The following is an 18,540-nucleotide window of genomic DNA, read 5'->3' on the forward strand; positions in this document are numbered from 1 at the left end:
TTTCACAGATACTATAAAAAATCATCATAGTGCCTTTGAAATAGATAAGAAATCTTTGAAAAAAATCTCGATGTTAGAGAATTACCAAAACTATGGAATGATAAATATTAAAAATACTTAAGCATAATTCCAAATAATTTCTCTGATGGGATACTACAGGATGTTCACTGGTCTGCTGGATTGTTTGGCTATTTCCCAACTTATGCTCTTGGCAGTGCGTATGCTTCACAGATTTTTTACTATATGAATAAAGATTTTGATGTAAATAGTGCAATTAGAGAAAATAAGCTAGAGCTTATATTAAACTTCTTAAGTAAGCACATACACCGATTTGGTAGTCTAAAGCCCGCAGATGAAATAATATACAACATGTGTGGAGAGTGTCTAAACGCTAAATACTATATTAGTTATTTAGAGAAAAAATTCTCCAATATTTATAAGCTCTAACACATCTTAACTATCACTATACAAATCTACTTCTTTGGCAAGGTAAAAAGCAATATCTTTCTCATAGTACGCAGACTCATTTATAAATATAGGGTACCATTCTCCTTCAATATCTAGCAATCTATCTCCTCCATCTATTAACTCAAAAATAGGGCTACCACTACTAATAATCTGAAAATCTTTACCATGAAGAGCTTTATGAATTACTACGTTGATATTACCCTCACTATCTCGCGGGTATTGAATAGTCTTAAATGGCTCGTACGCCTTACACTGCTTGACTTCAGGAGCATTACCATTATTTGATAATTCAATAAACTTTATTATTCCATTAACAATCTCTGTAGTTACCTCAATTGCATTGGGATCATAAATACTCGTATTAACAGAGCCTATTTCTATAGTTAAAGACATAGGAGCGATATTATTCATTGCCACACTTGTAATACTCCCGTGTTTAATTACTCTAAGATCATCTATTTGCTCAACTAAATAAGAGCATAGGTTATTAACAAATTGACTTTTACCGTCAGTAATAATAGTTTTGCCAAGATTTGAAGTTGTTGTATGCAGATCGACTAAAAAATCAACTGGAGAATTAGATTCTGAGCCATACATTTGATTAATTTCTCGAGCTCTTTGCATCTCATAACTATTCAACGAGATCTTTTTTAAGTCTTCCTCTGAAAAACAACGGTTTAGATCTTGATCTTTATATCTCTTACTTATCTCAAAAGCTTCTGGATTTGCCAATAATGGTATAACATCTAAAGACTTGGTTTTAGGAGGGTATTTCTCCATACGCTTGACTATATATATTCCAGTATATTCATTTCCATGAGTCCCACCAGACACTAGTAACTTATTAATTTTCATATTTAGGCAATATTTACCATTAAGTAAAACTATTATACATACAATTTTGTTATGACAAGAACTGATTAAGTTTTTGAAGTCACAATGCTAGCCTTTGTAAGAAATATTAGCGATAATATAAAGCATTAAAATTCAATCATAGTATTTAAATGTCAAAACTAAATGCTTATTTTGGTGAGTATGGAGGTCAATTTGTACCACAAATACTTGTACCCGCTCTTGATCAACTAGAGCAAGAATTTATAAAAGCACAAGCTGATGAGGTTTTTAAACAGGAGTTTAGAGAGCTTTTAAAAGAGTATGCGGGCAGGCCCACAGCTCTGACAAAAACTAGAAATATAGTCAAAAACACAAAAACTAAATTATATCTAAAACGTGAAGATCTACTACACGGTGGTGCTCACAAAACTAACCAAGTACTTGGTCAGGCTCTACTTGCCAAGAGAATGGGTAAAAATGAGATAATTGCAGAAACAGGAGCTGGGCAACATGGTGTTGCTACTGCTTTGGCTTGCGCACTACTTGATCTAAAATGCAGAGTATATATGGGTGCTAAAGATGTGGAACGTCAAAGTCCCAATGTCTTTAGAATGAAGTTAATGGGTGCTGAAGTCATACCTGTACATAGTGGTTCAGCAACACTTAAAGATGCTTGTAACGAAGCACTAAGAGACTGGTCTGCAAACTATAATAAAGCTCACTATTTATTAGGTACTGCTGCAGGACCTCACCCTTTTCCGACAATTGTTAGAGAGTTTCAAAGAATGATTGGTGAAGAAACCAAGCAACAGATCCTTGCCAAGGAAGGTAGATTACCTGATGCTGTGATTGCCTGTGTTGGTGGTGGTTCAAATGCTATTGGAATGTTTGCTGATTTTATTGATGAAACCAGTGTAAAACTGATAGGTGTAGAACCTGCTGGTAAAGGTATCGAAACTGGTGAACATGGAGCGCCTCTCAAGCATGGTAAAACTGGTATATTTTTTGGCATGAAAGCACCATTGATGCAAAATACTGATGGTCAGATTGAAGAATCATACTCTGTATCAGCCGGACTAGATTTTCCATCTGTAGGCCCACAACATGCTCATTTACTAGCAATAGGACGTGCTGAGTATGCTTCAGTCACTGATGATGAGGCGTTAGATTCTTTTAAATTGTTATGCAAAAAAGAAGGAATTATCCCCGCTCTAGAATCATCTCATGCCTTAGCATATGCTCTTAAGCTTGCTTACGACAATCCTGATAAAGAGCAACTTTTGGTTGTTAATTTATCTGGGCGTGGTGATAAAGATATTTTTACAGTACATGACATTTTAAAGGAAAAGGGAGAGATTTAGTAATGGATAGATACACAACCCTTTTTGCAAGTTTAGAGAAAAAAAATGAAGGTGCTTTTATACCTTTTGTAACACTTGGTGACCCTAATAAAGAATTATCTCTTGAGATTATTGACACTCTAGTTAGCTCAGGTGCTGATGCTCTTGAACTAGGCATACCTTTTTCAGATCCATTAGCAGATGGACCAACAATTCAAGAAGCAAATATTCGTGCTCTAGAGAGTGGCGTAACTCCTAGAGATTGTTTTGATATACTCACAAAAATAAGAGTAAAACACTCTCATATCCCCATTGGCTTATTGCTTTATGCAAATTTAGTCTATGCAAATGGTATAGAGAATTTTTATCAAAAATGTTTAGCTGCTGGGGTTGATTCTATACTTATAGCTGATGTGCCAGCCCATGAATCTAAAGAGTTTCGTGATATTGCTAAAAAAGTAGGTATCTCTCAGATATTTATTGCTCCACCTGATGCTAGTGAGACTACTCTTAAACAAATTTCTGAACTTGGAAGTGGTTATACGTATTTACTATCGAGAGTTGGTGTAACAGGTGCGGAAACTGCAGCAAATATGCCAGTGGAAGATGTACTGTCTAAACTTAGAGAATATAATGCGCCTAAGCCAGTTTTAGGCTTTGGTATCTCTAAACCTGAGCAGGTACAACAAGCTATCAAAGCAGGTGCTGCTGGTGCAATTTCAGGTTCTGCAACAGTAAAAATAATTCAAACCAATCTCTCAAATAAAGAAAAAATGTTTAGCGAGCTTGAATGTTTCGTTAAAGAAATGAAAGCCGCAACTAAAAATAATTAAAGACTACTTTGTTTCTGTAAATTATAATTCTTTCTCCAAGTTATATAGCCATAGATAGCATTTATTAATGCTACAATTTTGGTAATAATAACAGGAATAATTGCAATAGTAATTGCTGAATCCAAAATCCCATCAACCCAAATTGAAATTGTCAAAACATCTACAGCCAACCACAGTATCCAAAACTCTTTAAATAACAATACTGTAAGTATAAAAGCTATAATTGAAGTAACTTCAACAATAGCATCTGCGACCAACCCCACATTTTGACCAAAATATAGATGTAAAACAAAGTACCCATATATAGTAGATACCACAGCTATAAAAGCCAAAATACTTATAAACTGTAATCTCATTAATTTTTTAATTTTTATATGTTTTTCTTTAGTTGTGTTTTTGGGTCTAGTCCAGTTATACCAACCATAAAACTGTATTGGACACAAAAAAAGTACCGCAAGAAGTAATTGACCATAAACTTGATTTTGATACGAGATTACAGCGTACATAATTGCTGCTATAAGCCCTAAAACATAGTTAAAAACCTTCCCTTTAGCTGCCAATATCAGGTTTGTAATGCTGATAACAGAAAATACTAGTATAAATGCGCTACTCCCGCTGATAGATGCCGCAACAACAGTTAATACTATACAGCTAACTAGCCAGCTAACCTCTCTTTTGCTCCAGCCCGTAAAAGTATTTTGTAACATACTCATTTTATAACTTAATAGAATATTTAGGATTGTATTTTAGAACTCTTGATATCAAGCTACAAGGATTATTTCATAGCTATAGATAGAAACTTGTCTATTTAATTATGAAACTATAAATATACTTAGACAAAACTTTATGAGTATAGCTAGTTGGATGCACCTGTCCGGCAAAAAGATATTTATCATATCTACCACTGACATAACCTTTTGGAACACAAGTAAGATCATTTGGACCATCAAAGTCACACGCAGAGTGTGTTACATCAGAGAAGTTATACTCGACACCATTTACTTTTATTTTTCTATCTTTAACAATAGTATTGAAAAACTTTTGAGCATCAATGATACTTACAAAATCAGGCATGATATTGCTTGCAAGCTTCTCATTAAATGCTCTAGATAGTGAGTTGAATAACTCCACTTTAAAACTCTTAGCATCTATTCCATTTTCTGTTGCGGCTGGAGTTATACCCAAATCAGGCAAGTTAACTACAAATATATTTCTAGGTTCTGCTCCATGCTTAATCAAATATCTTACATCACTTGCTATATCTTCAGCAGCGTTTTCTACTTTTAGTATCTCATGGTCAGGCAATACTTCACCTGTGACTTTATATTTCATAAGATAGTATATCTTTGACAATATTGAGCGATTATCTGCGAAATATCCTAATTGAATAAAAAGATTATTAGCTCCTCCCCAAATAATATAAATACTATCAGGATCTGCCTTGTTCTGATGTTGCTTTAGATAACTATCAATTTGGTTATGCTTTTGAATATCCTCTTGTCCAACTAGACAGTTTTCACCCTCTCTCAAAGGTCCTAGTGGAGGTGGAGTATAGTCACCCTTATTACCAAGCCCTTTACAAACTGTCGTAGCTCCTCCAGCAGCATAGTTGTTGCCATCTAAAACAGGTTTCACTGATCTGTTGATGTTTTCACCTGGTGTATAAATATTATTTGGTGTAGATAAGATCTTATTATCTTGAGACAAAAACTGTATCCAAACAGTGTTACCTTTATCTGGACTTGTGAGGGTTGGTTGCTTAACATCTTTTAAGTCGCCAGGAATTAGTGGCCAGCCACTATCTATATTATGAAAATTATTTGCATATCCAGAGTCACTCAAACTATCACCAAAGATAATTATATTCTTTAGTTCTTTTGCAAAAGCTCCACTGCAGAAAAAATAGCAAACAATCAAAGTAAAGAAAGCTTTTTTATTCATATTTATATATAAAACTCTATAACAGGTGTGAATAATAGTACCTAAACAAAGCTTGTAAAGCCATATGGGGAGCTTCATCAAAACAATACTAAAACTTATTTATATATTTTTTTCCAGTAAGCTTAATTTATTACTTGAAAAACAGCAAAGTATCCTTAGATGTATAACAGATAATATAAGTTGGGGAGAATAATGGATATAAATAAGTTCACAATAAAACTACAAGAAGCTTTGGCTGAAGCTCAATCATATGCATTTCAGCAAAAAGCTACTGAGTTTACACCTGCCCACTTGTTAAAAGCTCTATTAGAGCAAAATGACAGTGTGGTGACATCTATACTAAGTGTCTGTGGAGTTAACTCAAAAGATTTTACTAAAGCAGTTAATGATATTGTTGATGGAGTAGCTGTATTATCAGGAGAAGGTAATTCACAAGTATCTCCATCTAGAGATTTAATAACTACATTACATAAAATGCAAGATCTAGCAAATAAAAATGGCGATGAGTTTATCTCAAGTGAGATTTTCTTATTAGCATCAATAGAAGATAAGAGTCTGGCAGGATTATATAATAAGTTTGATATAACAAAAGAAAAAATTACCAAAGCAGTTGATGATTATAGAGGGGGAGAAAAAGTGAGTAACCAAAATCAAGAAGATATGAAAGGAGCACTAGATAAATATACTGTTGACTTAACAGATCTAGCAAAGAAAGGGAAAATAGATCCTATTATAGGTAGAGACAGTGAGATTCGTAGAACAATACAAGTATTACAGCGTAGAACAAAGAATAACCCAGTTCTTATTGGTGAGCCTGGTGTTGGTAAAACTGCGATTGTTGAAGGTCTAGCTCAAAGAATAATAAACAATGAAGTTCCAGAAGGCATCAAAGGTAAAAAAGTCCTATCTCTAGATATGGGTGCTCTATTGGCAGGTGCAAAATTTAGAGGTGACTTTGAAGAGCGCTTAAAATCGGTACTAAAAGAACTAGCAAAACAAGATGGTAATGTAATCTTATTTATCGATGAATTACATACTATGGTTGGTGCTGGTAAATCCGAAGGCTCTATGGATGCTGGCAACATGCTTAAGCCTGCTCTAGCAAGAGGTGAATTAAAATGTGTGGGTGCAACAACTCTAGATGAATATCGCGAGTATGTTGAAAAAGATCCTGCTCTTGAGAGAAGATTCCAAAAAGTGCTAGTTGATGAGCCTACAGTTGAGGACACTATTGCTATACTTAGAGGTTTAAAAGAAAGGTATGAATTACATCATGGTGTAAATATCACAGATTCTGCTATTGTAAGTGCGGCTACTTTATCACATAGATATATAAGCGATAGACAGTTGCCCGATAAGGCTATTGATCTAGTTGATGAAGCGGGTAGCCAAATCCGTATGGAAATAGATTCTAAACCAGAGAAGATGGAAAGTTTATACCGTAGAATCATCCAATTAAAAATGCAACGTGAGCAGCTAAAAAAAGAAAAAGATGAAGCTACAAAAAAACGCCTAGAGATACTTAAAGAAGAAATAAAAGGCTTAGAATCTGAATATAAAGGTTTTGAAGAGCTATGGAAAGCTGAAAAGCTTAAGATGCAAGGAGCTAGTAAGCTTAAAGAAAAACTTGAGAAAGCTAAGTTTGAGCTAGAAAAATATCAAAGATCTGGTGATCTGACAAAGATGTCTGAACTACAATATGGTGTAATACCTGAACTTGAAACTCAAATAAAACAAATAGAAGAAACTGAGGCAGAACCTTCTGAGAATAAGCTTGTTAGAACATCTGTTACAGAGAATGAAATAGCAGATGTAGTATCAAAAGCTACGGGTATACCTGTATCTAAAATGATGGAAGAAGAAAAAGAGAAGCTTCTAAATATGGAGAGTTTCTTACATAAAAGAGTAATTGGTCAAGATCAAGCTATAAAAGCAGTCTCTAATGCTGTTAGAAGATCTCGTTCCGGCTTATCTGATCCAAATAGACCAATAGGTTCATTTATGTTCTTAGGCCCAACGGGTGTAGGTAAAACAGAGCTTACAAAAGCCTTAGCAGAATTCTTGTTTGATGATCAAGATGCAATGCTTAGAGTAGATATGTCTGAGTTTATGGAGAAACATTCTGTAGCTAGATTGATAGGTGCTCCTCCAGGGTATGTTGGTTATGAGCAAGGTGGTTATTTAACAGAGCATGTCAGAAGAAAACCTTATTCAGTAATTCTATTAGATGAGGTTGAAAAAGCACATGCTGATGTATTTAACATCTTACTACAAGTATTGGATGATGGTCGTTTAACTGATGGCCAAGGTAGAACAGTAGACTTTAAAAACACTGTAATAGTTATGACTTCAAATCTTGGATCTCATAAGATTCAAGAAATGCAAGACCAAGACTATGAAACAGTAAAATCTGCTGTAATGGAAATGGTACTTAGCCACTTCAGGCCAGAATTTGTAAACAGAGTTGATGATGCTATTGTATTTGAACCTCTAAATAAAGAAATGATTACAGAAATAGCTAAAATACAAATCAAGCGCTTAGAAAAACGTCTAACTGATTTGGAGATTGCCCTAGAAGTGACACCAAATGCTATAGATAAACTAGCTGATGCTGGTTTTGATCCTGTGTTTGGAGCTAGACCGCTTAAGCGTGCTATACAAAACAACTTAGAAAATCCTCTAGCTCTTAAACTACTAGATGGTGAGTTTAAAGCTGAAGAGAAAATCGTTGTTGATGTAAATACTGACCACAATATCGTTTTTCTAAGTAAATAAATCCTTTTGTATATTTCTTTAAATTTTCTTCTTAGTTGGTAAAATTAACAAGTACTGTTATTTCCTGACAATTTACTATTTACTCTTATATACTATAATAGTAATTCATTTTTATATAAAATTTTAGATTCGGAGCAATTATATGAAATATAAAAAGCTATTAATAAGTGCTTTATTAACAGCATGTGGAGCTACAAGCTATGCTGCTGCTGAAAACTACAATGCAGGGACTAGCTATTCTAAAGGTCAAGAAGTTAATAATGCGGAATCTTGCTATGTATGTAATATCCCTGGATGGTGCTCTTCTTCAGCTGCTTGGGCTTATGAGCCAGGCAAAGGTACTGCTTGGCAAGAAGCTTGGACAGAAGGATGCAAAGATCCTGGTCCATCTCCAGAACCAACTGCAGAGAAAACGGTTTCCATTAAAATATTAGGAGATAGTTTACCTAGTGATGCAAAAATTGAATTCTCAGCAAACAATACATCTTATACAGTTATAAATAATCAGGTGACCTTACCATACTCTGATAGTCAGCCTACCCATTACATAATTAGTGTAACCAGTGGCTCAATTTCTCCTGACTTCTTTGATATGACTAAAGACTCCACTAATGTGCCATTAAAATACAAGAAAGCAACACCTCCATCTCCAGGTAAATGTGATACCATACCAAGTAATGTACAAGAATATACTCCTGCAGCATCAGGCTACTCTGCCAAAGCTTTCGTTAGATTTGAAGGAAGTATTTATGAAAATATGAAATGGTGGACTGATCAGTCACCCAAAGAAGCTCCTGATTTTTGGACATTATGTGGAGACATAATTCAAGCTCAAGTAAATGTCAAAACAACAGGTCTACCTCAAACTATAGATAAAATCGAGGTTAAAATTGATTCTCAAACATATACTATAAACCCTAACGACCCAACTCCTATAACAGTAGCGAAGGGTTCTCATAATATTTCAGTTAGTAATGTCTTAAGCTCTGATGGCTCAACGAACTACGTTGCTAAAACTATTACACCTAACCCTATTGAAGTTAATGAAGAAAGTAAAAATATAAATTTAAATATAGCATTTGAAGCAGAAGATGTTAAACCTGCTAATGTTAGCTTCAATGTCAAGTTCCCTGAAGATGCTACACCAACTAAGATTGTGAATGCACAGAGAATATCTTCTACTGGAGATGTATATGGTGACTCTATAAACTTAGACAATGGTTCAAATACAACAAGCATCCCATCAAGAGGAGAGTTTATTATTAAACCTGGCACATTTAAATCAGGAGGTACTACTTATCAAGCAAATAGTATAACTATCGTAGATGGTCAAATTAAAGGTAATGACACTATTAATTACGAAGCTGCAGGTGCTTGGCCAGAGAAATCTATGGTTGGATACTGGGGTACTTGGACTTGGGGTCAAAGTCCAGAATTGGTAGAAAAATTAAGTGATTTTGCCGATTACTACAATGTAATAATCCCTGGGTTTTTGAAAGTCTCTGGGACTGATGTGCAAGGATTCTATGATCCTGTGAACCCTGAGTATCTCAGTCAAGCGATAGCAAAAGTTCATGCTAAAGGTGCTCTATTTATAGCATCTACGGGTGGACTAACAAACACATGGAATCCAACACTATCTAACGATAATACGGTATTAGCAGAGAATATTGTAAACTACCTTGCAGAAAACAACATGGATGGTTTTGATTTTGATCTTGAAGGATCTTCTATAAAAGGTACTGCTACATGGCAAAATCAAATCAAAGATGTAATATCAAAAATGCGTGAGTATGCAGAAAGTGATAAAATGAAAGACAAATTCCCAAGAGACTTCTATATCACAGCAGCTCCTCAAACATATATAGATACAGGAGTTCCTGCAAACATATACTGGACAGCAACAGGTGGCGCTTACAATATTTTCAAAGATATGCTTCCTACTGATGCTTGCGGTGGCAATGTCTGTTTTGATGCTCTTCTAATTCAAAACTACAATAATAAAGCCCCAAACTGGACAAATGAAGCACCAACGCTATCAATGAAAATAGCATCAGACTCACTGAAGACTGCTAACAATACAAAAACAAAAATAGTTATAGGTGATGACTTTGCTCCTAGTGAACATAGCTACGCTACACCAGAAGAGTTAAAGACAGCATATACTACAGGAGATAGCGAAGGTTCTGCTCTTAATAGTTATGATAACTTCTCTGGATTTATGGTTTGGTCTTTAGGACAGAACCCTTCAACAATTGACCCTCTAGACTTTGGTAAACAGATTACTGAGTTCTATCCTCTAGCAAAGAAATAGTCTTTTCTAAAAAAATAAAACTGTACTTATCTCTTAGCTTTTATTAATTAGCAACCTCTACATCTTTAAATTACTTAGTTATTAATATATGCGATATTCGATATGTTTTTAAATATAATTTGTAAGCAAATCACTAGTGAAACAAAAATCTGTTATCAAATCGATAAAATAGCCATAGTTTACTCTAACAAATACCTAATATATAATTTAAGAAACTTAAGCGTAATCATCAACACATGAGTAACTTCCAAGAAATTATTAGATCATATAGAGAGTACAAAGGCTTAAGTATGACTACTGTTGCTGATGCGATTAACATACCTGAAGAAACTATAATAATTATAGAACAAGGAGATAGTTATAAAATCACTCAACAGCCCTCAACCATATTAAAAGATAGAATAAAGCGATACTGTGAGTATCTTAACATCCCAAAAAACCATATAACTTATATATTAAACAGTATAGATATACTGTACTACAAGAAAGCCAAGTATGGGAAAATGAAGCTTTTTGACTACTTTAATCGTATAGCTATTATTAGCATATCTTTACTAATAATATACTTATCATCTAACATTATTGAGAAAAAAATAGCTAATTCCCACTCACCAAATACCCAATCAAACGATAAAAGTCTAAATACATTAGCAACAACAAACTATGAAAGCTTTATTCAAAAAAGTCAGCCACTGCTCTACAGTAGAGCAACTGATAAGCTTCCAATAACTCAAAAAGATACAGTTTCAAAGCAAGCAATTGATAATAACATAAGAGAGTCAGATAGTAGCTCAGAGATTATAAAACCTCAAATAGAAAAATCTCCTGATATTACAACAAAGTCAGAGAAGCAAGATAATGAGCATAATAAAACAGTACTAGAGAGTCAGCCATCAACAATTTTAGAGCAAAAAAACCAAGATCAAAGTAATAATATAGAGTCTAAGAATCTATCTCCTCAAGCACAGGTAAATAATAAAACATATATAATAAAATCTGGTGACTCATTATATAAAATTGCACAGATGGTTTTAGATAAAATTGATAATAACGATGATTATAGTAATTATGATTTAATTCTCTCAATCAAAGGGTTAAATCTAAAAGATGATCCGGATATTATTAACGATACTATCTTTGCCGGTGAAGAGCTAAATATCCCTACAAATGATGAGCAAATTAAAAACGGTATAAAGATATACAAACAGTATAGTAATAATTAAGTCCTTAAAATTAACTTCATCGTTATAATTTTTTATATAACTCTAGATATATAGTATTATTTAAATATTATTTTTATAAGAATAACTGATTATGTATAGCAAAACACCAAAGATTAAAATCATGCTACTTGGCTCAGGTGAACTTGGTAAAGAATTTATCATAGCAGCTCAGAGACTAGGTATATATACCATAGCAGTAGATCGTTATGAAAACGTCCCTGCTATGCAAGTAGCACATGAGAGTTTCGTTATAGATATGCTAAATGCTGATGCTCTTGAACAACTAATATTAGCAAAAAAACCAACTTATATAGTTCCTGAGATTGAGGCTATAAATACTGATAGCTTAGTAAAGTTAGAGGCTCATAACTTCAATATTGTCCCATGTGCCAAAGCTACAAAGCTCACTATGGATCGCCAAGGTATAAGATCTCTAGCAGCTAATGAGCTTGGTCTAGCGACATCTAAATTTGCTTTTGCAAATAGTGAAAAAGAATATCTTGATGCTGTTGAGACTATAGGACTACCATTTGTAATTAAGCCAGTAATGAGCTCATCAGGTAAAGGACAATCTATAGTCAAGGAACATAACGAAGTTCAAAAAGCATGGAATTATGCCCAAAGTGGCTCTCGAGGTCATGCTAAAGGTGTAATTGTAGAGCAATTTATAGATTTTGATTATGAGATTACACTTCTAACTGTTAGACATAAAGATGGTACTTCATTTTGTGATCCTATCGGACATATCCAGAAAGATGGTGACTATAGATTCTCTTGGCAACCTCATGCAATGTCGGATATAGCTCTAGCGAAATCTCAAAAGATATCCAAAGAGATCACAGATGCTCTAGGTGGATATGGAGTTTTTGGTGTTGAGTTATTTATAAAGGGTGATGAAGTATTTTTTAATGAAGTCTCTCCTCGTCCTCACGATACAGGCATGGTAACACTCATATCACAAAACATTAATGAGTTTGAATTACATCTGCGTGCAATATTAGGGTTACCAATACCGCAAATACAAACTCTTCAACCCTCATCATCTGCTGCTATATTACTTGAAGGAGAATCTACAGATCCAAGTATATTAGGGATTGATGAAGCTCTAGCTGACTCAAGTATAGATATTAGAATTTTTGGCAAAAAAGAAATTCATGGTAAGCGTCGCATGGGAGTAGTTTTAGCTAAGGGTCAATCAACACAACAAGCTTTGGACGTGTCTAAAAAAGCCCTAAGCAAAATTTATCTAGCATAAAAATCAAAGCTTCCTAACTAGGTTGATACCATCTCCTATAGGAATAATACAAGCTTCCACTCTGCTATCATTATAAATTAATTTATTTAACTCTCTTATAATCAAGGTGTTTTGCTCATTATTACAATCATCTGCAACCCTACCCGACCAGAGCACATTATCTATTGCGATAATTCCACCTGAGTTTACCAATTTTAAAGCTTTTTCATAGTAGTTAATATAATTTGGCTTATCCGCATCTATATATACAAAGTCAAACTTCTTAGCTTGCTTTTCAAACCTTTCTAAAGTTTCTAAAGCTGGTGCAATATTAAGATTAATTTTATGCTCAACGTTTGCTTCTTGCCAAAAGTGTTTGTATGGCTTGATATATTCATAACTAATATCACAGGCTTCTACTTTACCGTCAGAGGGTAATGCTTGAGCCATAATCAATGTTGAAAAACCTCTAAAAACACCGATTTCTAAGACATTTTTTGCATTAATCATTTTGATAAAGAGACTAATAAGCTGTAACTGATTAGGTGAACTAAGCATGTGACTTAACTCATCATTTGCTGCTTTATCAAAGAGCTCCTGTTCAGTTTTATCTAGTTTTACTGAATTATCATTTATATATTGATTAAGGCTAGGATTACTAAATAATGATGCTATAGACATAAAAAAATACCAATTAATTTAACGATACAATAGTGATAAGTTTAGAGAATCTCGAGCAAAAAGACAAAAAGTGTGCAGTAAATGGACTACTTAATTTTAGTAATAGAAAATGTCCAGAACCAGAAAATAAGAGCATAAACACCCCACCATTCAACAATATTGTGATTAACTGTTGTCTGATCCATAAATACTGACCATATCGAAAAAGCTGCCGTTATGAAAATCGCAAATCTACGCAAGATAAGTGGTACTTTATTAAGTCGATCTGAATACTTATATTCGATAATTGTATACCAAACCTGACAGATACTCATTAGCACAAAAAACACAGCAACGCCCTTTAGGTGAACTTTCATGAGAGTCTGCTGACCATCAATTACTGAAGTCCCAATGATTAAGCCAATACAACCAACAGATGCTAAGAAAAGCATAATCTTACCTTGCTTAATTATTGATTTTTTATTATCACTTATTTGAACAAGTAACTGTGTGATAAAAAAGAAAATCACTGCCATAAGCGTAGCAGTCGGTATTAGTATAGCCTTAAGCATATACTTCTCATACGATGTAAACCCAGCATGAGTAATATCAGAACAGCCAGAAATAAATGGATTACATAAAGTGTTATTACCATCAGCAATAGATACAAGATATGTTACAAAAAACAAAACCGCTACAGATATCGTTGTCGCAGCGATTAATTTTCTTGGGTCAAGTTCAGCTTTCATTTTTAACCAAAACATTATTATAAATATTTATGCTAATACTATCATTTGTTAATGAATATTTCTAATTTTAGCTATTTTATTTTATGCTTTAGCACTATACAAAATATTAACTGTGGGAGAGATAATCTGCCAAAATAGATTAATATTTACCTTTTTCATATCTATGCTATAATTTGTGGGTTTCTTTTAACAAAAGTAAAATAACGAAAGGATTTAATAAAATGCCATTTGTAGTTACTGAAAATTGTATCAAATGTAAATATGGTGACTGTGTAGAAGTATGTCCTGTTGACTGTTTCTATGAAGGTCCTAATATGTTGGTAATAAACCCAGATGAGTGTATCGACTGTGCTTTATGTGAGCCTGAGTGTCCTGTTGATGCTATCAAATCTAGCGATGATCTTACAGAGAGCCAAGAGCAAATGCTTGATCTAAACAGAGAGCTTGCTGGTATTTGGCCAAATATCGTAGAGAAATGCGACCCTTGTGAGGACGCTGACAACTGGGCATCTGTTCCAGATAAGTTAAAATATTTAGAAAAATAATCTTTCATTTTTATCTAAGAATCTTATCTTATTTTCTTCATAGGCTTATTTTTTTGTCGGCAGCTATTTATAAAAAGTGTATAATGATACCAATGATTTTAAGCTTTAGTACAAACTGATAGTTAAATAAACCTACTAAAAATTTATGGAGAGTTTTTGATGAAATCTTTTTTAAAAAAGATTTGGAATATACTGATGTGGGCCAGGATGACTGCGTTCCAACTCTATTCGTTTGCTGTTATTGGTGGTAGTAGCATACTTATAAATATATTTACTTTTTTTAACCTTCCCATTTCTTGGAGAATGGCGGTTTGTAAAGTTTGGACTTATCTTTATTGGATAGGTATGCTTGTTTTTTTACAAGTATACATCCGTGTAACAGGTCGTATAAACATCGACAAAGATTATCCTTGCATATACGTGTCTAAACATCAATCAATGCTAGAAACATTTATGTTTTATGGTTTGATTGGTAAGTGTCACTTTATCATGAAAAAAGAGCTTTTTGATGCTCCAATCTTTGGTACAGCAATGAAAAACTTAGGCAGTATCGCTATAGATAGAGATAAGCCTAGAGAGTCACTAAAAAAAGTAGTCACTGACGGTAAACAAAGCTTAGCTGATAGCATAAATGTTGTAATTTTTCCAGAGGGTACAAGAGTTGAAGTTGGAGAGTATCCAGAGTTTCAGCGCTCTGCAATGAAGCTAGCAGCTGATGCTAACACCTATATTATTCCTGTAGCTCACAACTTTGGGAGATTTTTCCCTAAGAAATGGGGGCAAGTTATTAAGCCAGGTATTGCTAGAATGGATTTTGGTAAACGCATTGATCCTAGAGATTTTGACTCAAAGACTCTGACTACTCACTGCCATAAGGTAATAACAGAAAAAACAAAAGAGTTTAAAGGTTAAGAAGAGGTCTATCAGATGAAAAAAATTATTCATCTACTATTATTAGCAAGAATGCAGGTTTTCAAAGTTTACGGGTATATAGTATTATTATTTTCTTGTTTACTTATGAATACTGTTGGTGTATTAGGAGCATCATTAAAAGTTAGATTATTTGTTTGTTGGATATGGTCTTGTTTATATCGCTTAGGAACTCTAGTCATACTACAAATATATGTAAAAATTGAAGGTAAAGAAAATATTCCAGACTATCCCTGTATTTATGTTTCTAAACACCAGTCGATGTTAGAGACTTTTGTATTTTATGGCCTTGTTCATGATTGTTGCTTTGTGATGAAGCAAGAGTTACTAGAAAAACCAATTTTTGGTAAGACAAACATATTTGCTGAAGCTATTGGTGTAGATAGATCAAAAGGTCTTTCTGCAATCAAAAAAGTTTTAGAGGATGGCAAAGATAGAATAGAAAATAAAAATTTAAGCATTATAATCTTCCCAGAGGGTACAAGAGTGCCTGTTGGTAAATATCCGAAATTTCATCGCTCTGCAATGAAGCTAGCTAAAGTATCAAATATTCCTATAATCCCTGTGGCTCATAACTTTGGAGTATATTTTGGACGTAAAAAAGGTGACTTTGTGAAGCCTGGTATCGCTAGAATGTCTTTTGGAAAACCTATTGATCCAAAAGATTACTCTGTCGCTGAGTTGACTGATCTTTGCTATGACATCATCAACGATAAAACTAAGTCTTATGGTGGTTAATCAAATATTTATTTGATACAAAACTCTGCAATAATCGGATTATGGTCTGATATTTTTTTGCAATCTAAAACAGATGCTTTTTCAAGGTTTAGACCTCTGTATAATACAAAATCTAAATGATTGCTCTGAAAAGATTTGACTAATTGAGGCTCATCTATAAAAGCCACTTTAAAACTAAACTCTCTACAGAAATCTTTGATTAACTTAACTCGTCTTCTATTCCAAGTATTAAAATCCCCTGCAATTATAATAGGATGCTTATATTTCTCTGGAGAGATATATTCTTTTATTTTCTCAAACTCATATTCATAAACTTTATTACTCTTGAAATTGATTGCATGGATATTCACAACAACAACTTTTGTGCCCGCTATATTTAAATGTGTAATCAAAGAAGCTTTGTGAGTATTTATTACAGACTCTCGATGAGTTGTAAGTATTTTGACATTTTTTATCACTGGGAAATGACTAACTGTAGCTACCCCATAGTTATGTGAACGTAATACAATATTAGATGCGAAGTTTATATCAAATTTGTCGATAGGAAATTTAGTATCATGCTGATGTACTGCTTCTTGTAGACAAAAGATATCAATATTGTGATTAAAGTATGTATGTCTGATATAAGCTTTGAATGCTTCTGTATCTTTATAGTCAATTTTGTATGAGTTCCAACTCATTAAGCAGAATTTTGTAGATTGATTTTGTTGTGAGTTTCTTTCAAACATTTAATCAACTAGAGTTGAATCATCATAATTTCATTATATATTAAAAATACTTATACAGTTATATTAGTGAGGTTTTCTAGCTATAAACCTTAGAACTATATAACCACAAACTCCTGAGAGTAAAGAACCTACTATCACACCTACTTTGATTGCATTAAGAGTATGATTATCATCAAAAGCGAGAGTTCCAATAAATAAACTCATGGTAAAACCTATACCGCATAAAAGGCTTATACCATATATCTGAGAACTCGAAAAAGACTCTCCTAGCTTAAATAGTTTCAGCTTCTTTGAAATAGCCAATATGGAGAAAATACCCAACTGCTTACCGACAAATAACCCCAATATAATACCTAATGTAATTGGCTCAAATATTATAGAAACACTCATCCCTGAGAAATTGATACCAGCATTAGCAAATGCAAATATAGGTAGTATAAAATAGATAACCCAAGGATGAAGAGACTCTTCCATAAAATTAGCTGGAGAATCTTTGTCATTCTCTATAAAAGGAATACACAGCGCTGTTGTAAAACCTGCCAAAGTTGCATGAACTCCAGACTTAATCGTACAAAACCAAGCAAAAAAACCAAGAACCACATATACAGAACTTCTATTAACTTTAAATACTCTATTACAAATAATCATCGCCAATATAAAAAGAGTCCCTAAAGATAGCGAAAGTAAAGACAGTGACTTGGTATAAAATATCGCAATAATTACTATTGCAGCTATATCATCAAAAATAGCGATTGTAATAACCAATAGCTTTAGCTTTGCTGGGATTCTTGAACCAAGTAGAGCTAATATACCTAGAGTAAATGCTATATCTGTTGCAGAAGGTATTGCCCAACCTGTGATATTAGCATCATAGTTAATTGATAAATATATCAAGCTTGGAACTGCAAGTCCTGCAAGAGCTGCTACGGCCGGTATTATAATATTAGAAGGCTTTGACAATGCTCCTGAGATTATCTCTCTTTTGATTTCTAAACCAATATATAAAAAGTATATAGCCATCAAACCATCATTAATCCAATGCATCAAATTTTTGTCGATAACGAGATTTTCAATTCCTAGTTTGACATTGATTGTCTCAAGCATTCCATAGTAGATAGATAATGGTGAGTTATTTATAAGTATTGCAACAAAAGCTGCAGCAAAGAGAATTAACCCTCCGACTATCTCTTGATTATTTTGGTTTGCACTCATATTTATAGTATCTAAA

At 33.6% G+C, this 18,540-nt stretch carries 16 protein-coding genes and 1 pseudogene; 10 read left to right on the top strand and 7 right to left on the bottom strand.

Annotated elements, in window-relative coordinates; all coding sequences use genetic code 11:
- Positions 1 to 48: 48 nt before the first annotated feature.
- Positions 49 to 447 (top strand): annotated as a pseudogene (locus F7308_RS09555) (carboxypeptidase M32); the annotation flags it as partial.
- Between the two features lie 6 nt (positions 448 to 453).
- On the opposite strand, the gene F7308_RS09560 reads toward F7308_RS09555, so the two are convergent.
- Complete coding sequence (locus F7308_RS09560) at positions 454 to 1,323, bottom strand: aspartoacylase (protein ID WP_013923671.1); 870 nt, start codon at positions 1,321 to 1,323, stop codon at positions 454 to 456.
- Between the two features lie 149 nt (positions 1,324 to 1,472).
- Here F7308_RS09560 and trpB point away from each other — a divergent pair, with 149 nt between their 5' ends.
- Together trpB and trpA are read left to right on the top strand one after the other, a co-directional pair.
- Entirely contained in the window at positions 1,473 to 2,663 is a 1,191-nt protein-coding gene (trpB, locus tag F7308_RS09565) for a tryptophan synthase subunit beta (RefSeq protein ID WP_013923672.1), read from the top strand.
- Between the two features lie 2 nt (positions 2,664 to 2,665).
- Positions 2,666 to 3,475: a tryptophan synthase subunit alpha gene (gene trpA, locus F7308_RS09570; RefSeq protein ID WP_013923673.1), complete on the top strand. Its 810-nt coding sequence runs from the start codon at positions 2,666 to 2,668 to the stop codon at positions 3,473 to 3,475.
- Here trpA and pnuC read toward each other — a convergent pair.
- Positions 3,472 to 4,188, bottom strand: coding sequence for a nicotinamide riboside transporter PnuC (gene pnuC, locus F7308_RS09575; RefSeq protein WP_013923674.1), 717 nt, complete (start codon positions 4,186 to 4,188; stop codon positions 3,472 to 3,474). The genes trpA and pnuC overlap by 4 nt on opposite strands.
- A 91-nt stretch (positions 4,189 to 4,279) precedes the next feature.
- Positions 4,280 to 5,416, bottom strand: a complete 1,137-nt coding sequence (locus F7308_RS09580) for an SGNH/GDSL hydrolase family protein (protein WP_013923675.1) — start codon at positions 5,414 to 5,416, stop codon at positions 4,280 to 4,282.
- A gap of 192 nt (positions 5,417 to 5,608) precedes the next feature.
- Between F7308_RS09580 and clpB the strand changes: the two genes are divergently transcribed.
- The 4 genes from clpB to purT all read left to right on the top strand — a co-directional run bounded on the left by clpB (position 5,609) and on the right by purT (position 12,983).
- Positions 5,609 to 8,191, top strand: a complete 2,583-nt coding sequence (gene clpB / locus F7308_RS09585; protein ID WP_013923677.1) for an ATP-dependent chaperone ClpB — start codon at positions 5,609 to 5,611, stop codon at positions 8,189 to 8,191.
- 142 nt (positions 8,192 to 8,333) lie between these two features.
- A complete protein-coding gene (locus F7308_RS09590; protein WP_013923678.1) occupies positions 8,334 to 10,505 on the top strand; it encodes a glycosyl hydrolase family 18 protein in 2,172 nt (723 codons plus the stop codon).
- 236 nt (positions 10,506 to 10,741) lie between these two features.
- Complete coding sequence (locus F7308_RS09925) at positions 10,742 to 11,728, top strand: helix-turn-helix domain-containing protein (RefSeq protein ID WP_049775493.1); 987 nt, start codon at positions 10,742 to 10,744, stop codon at positions 11,726 to 11,728.
- Positions 11,729 to 11,819: 91 nt separating this feature from the next.
- On the top strand, positions 11,820 to 12,983 hold the full coding sequence (gene purT, locus F7308_RS09600; protein WP_013923680.1) for a formate-dependent phosphoribosylglycinamide formyltransferase: 1,164 nt from the start codon (positions 11,820 to 11,822) through the stop codon (positions 12,981 to 12,983).
- 3 nt (positions 12,984 to 12,986) lie between these two features.
- Here the strand turns inward: purT and F7308_RS09605 are convergent, their stop codons facing one another.
- Together F7308_RS09605 and F7308_RS09610 are read right to left on the bottom strand one after the other, a co-directional pair.
- Positions 12,987 to 13,643 (bottom strand): O-methyltransferase, encoded by a 657-nt coding sequence (locus tag F7308_RS09605; RefSeq protein WP_013923681.1) that lies wholly within the window; start codon positions 13,641 to 13,643, stop codon positions 12,987 to 12,989.
- Positions 13,644 to 13,729: 86 nt separating this feature from the next.
- Positions 13,730 to 14,371: a Frag1/DRAM/Sfk1 family protein gene (locus F7308_RS09610; protein WP_013923682.1), complete on the bottom strand. Its 642-nt coding sequence runs from the start codon at positions 14,369 to 14,371 to the stop codon at positions 13,730 to 13,732.
- A gap of 221 nt (positions 14,372 to 14,592) precedes the next feature.
- On the opposite strand from F7308_RS09610, the gene fdxA reads away from it, so the two are divergent.
- From fdxA to F7308_RS09625, 3 genes are all read left to right on the top strand, one after another.
- Entirely contained in the window at positions 14,593 to 14,916 is a 324-nt protein-coding gene (gene fdxA / locus F7308_RS09615) for a ferredoxin FdxA (protein WP_013923683.1), read from the top strand.
- 159 nt (positions 14,917 to 15,075) lie between these two features.
- Complete coding sequence (locus F7308_RS09620; RefSeq protein WP_013923684.1) at positions 15,076 to 15,828, top strand: lysophospholipid acyltransferase family protein; 753 nt, start codon at positions 15,076 to 15,078, stop codon at positions 15,826 to 15,828.
- Positions 15,829 to 15,843: 15 nt separating this feature from the next.
- Positions 15,844 to 16,584, top strand: a complete 741-nt coding sequence (locus tag F7308_RS09625) for a lysophospholipid acyltransferase family protein (protein ID WP_013923685.1) — start codon at positions 15,844 to 15,846, stop codon at positions 16,582 to 16,584.
- A gap of 8 nt (positions 16,585 to 16,592) precedes the next feature.
- On the opposite strand, the gene F7308_RS09630 is transcribed toward F7308_RS09625, so the two are convergent.
- Both F7308_RS09630 and nhaA read right to left on the bottom strand, forming a co-directional pair.
- The gene (locus F7308_RS09630) at positions 16,593 to 17,312 is read right to left on the bottom strand and encodes an endonuclease/exonuclease/phosphatase family protein (protein WP_013923686.1); all 720 of its coding nucleotides are present in this window, start codon (positions 17,310 to 17,312) and stop codon (positions 16,593 to 16,595) included.
- A gap of 63 nt (positions 17,313 to 17,375) precedes the next feature.
- Positions 17,376 to 18,524 carry a Na+/H+ antiporter NhaA gene (gene nhaA, locus F7308_RS09635; protein ID WP_013923687.1) on the bottom strand — a complete coding sequence of 383 codons (1,149 nt, stop codon included), beginning with the start codon at positions 18,522 to 18,524 and terminating at the stop codon, positions 17,376 to 17,378.
- Positions 18,525 to 18,540: the final 16 nt, after the last annotated feature.

The organism is Francisella salina, assembly GCF_000219045.1.
Classification (GTDB): domain Bacteria; phylum Pseudomonadota; class Gammaproteobacteria; order Francisellales; family Francisellaceae; genus Francisella; species Francisella salimarina.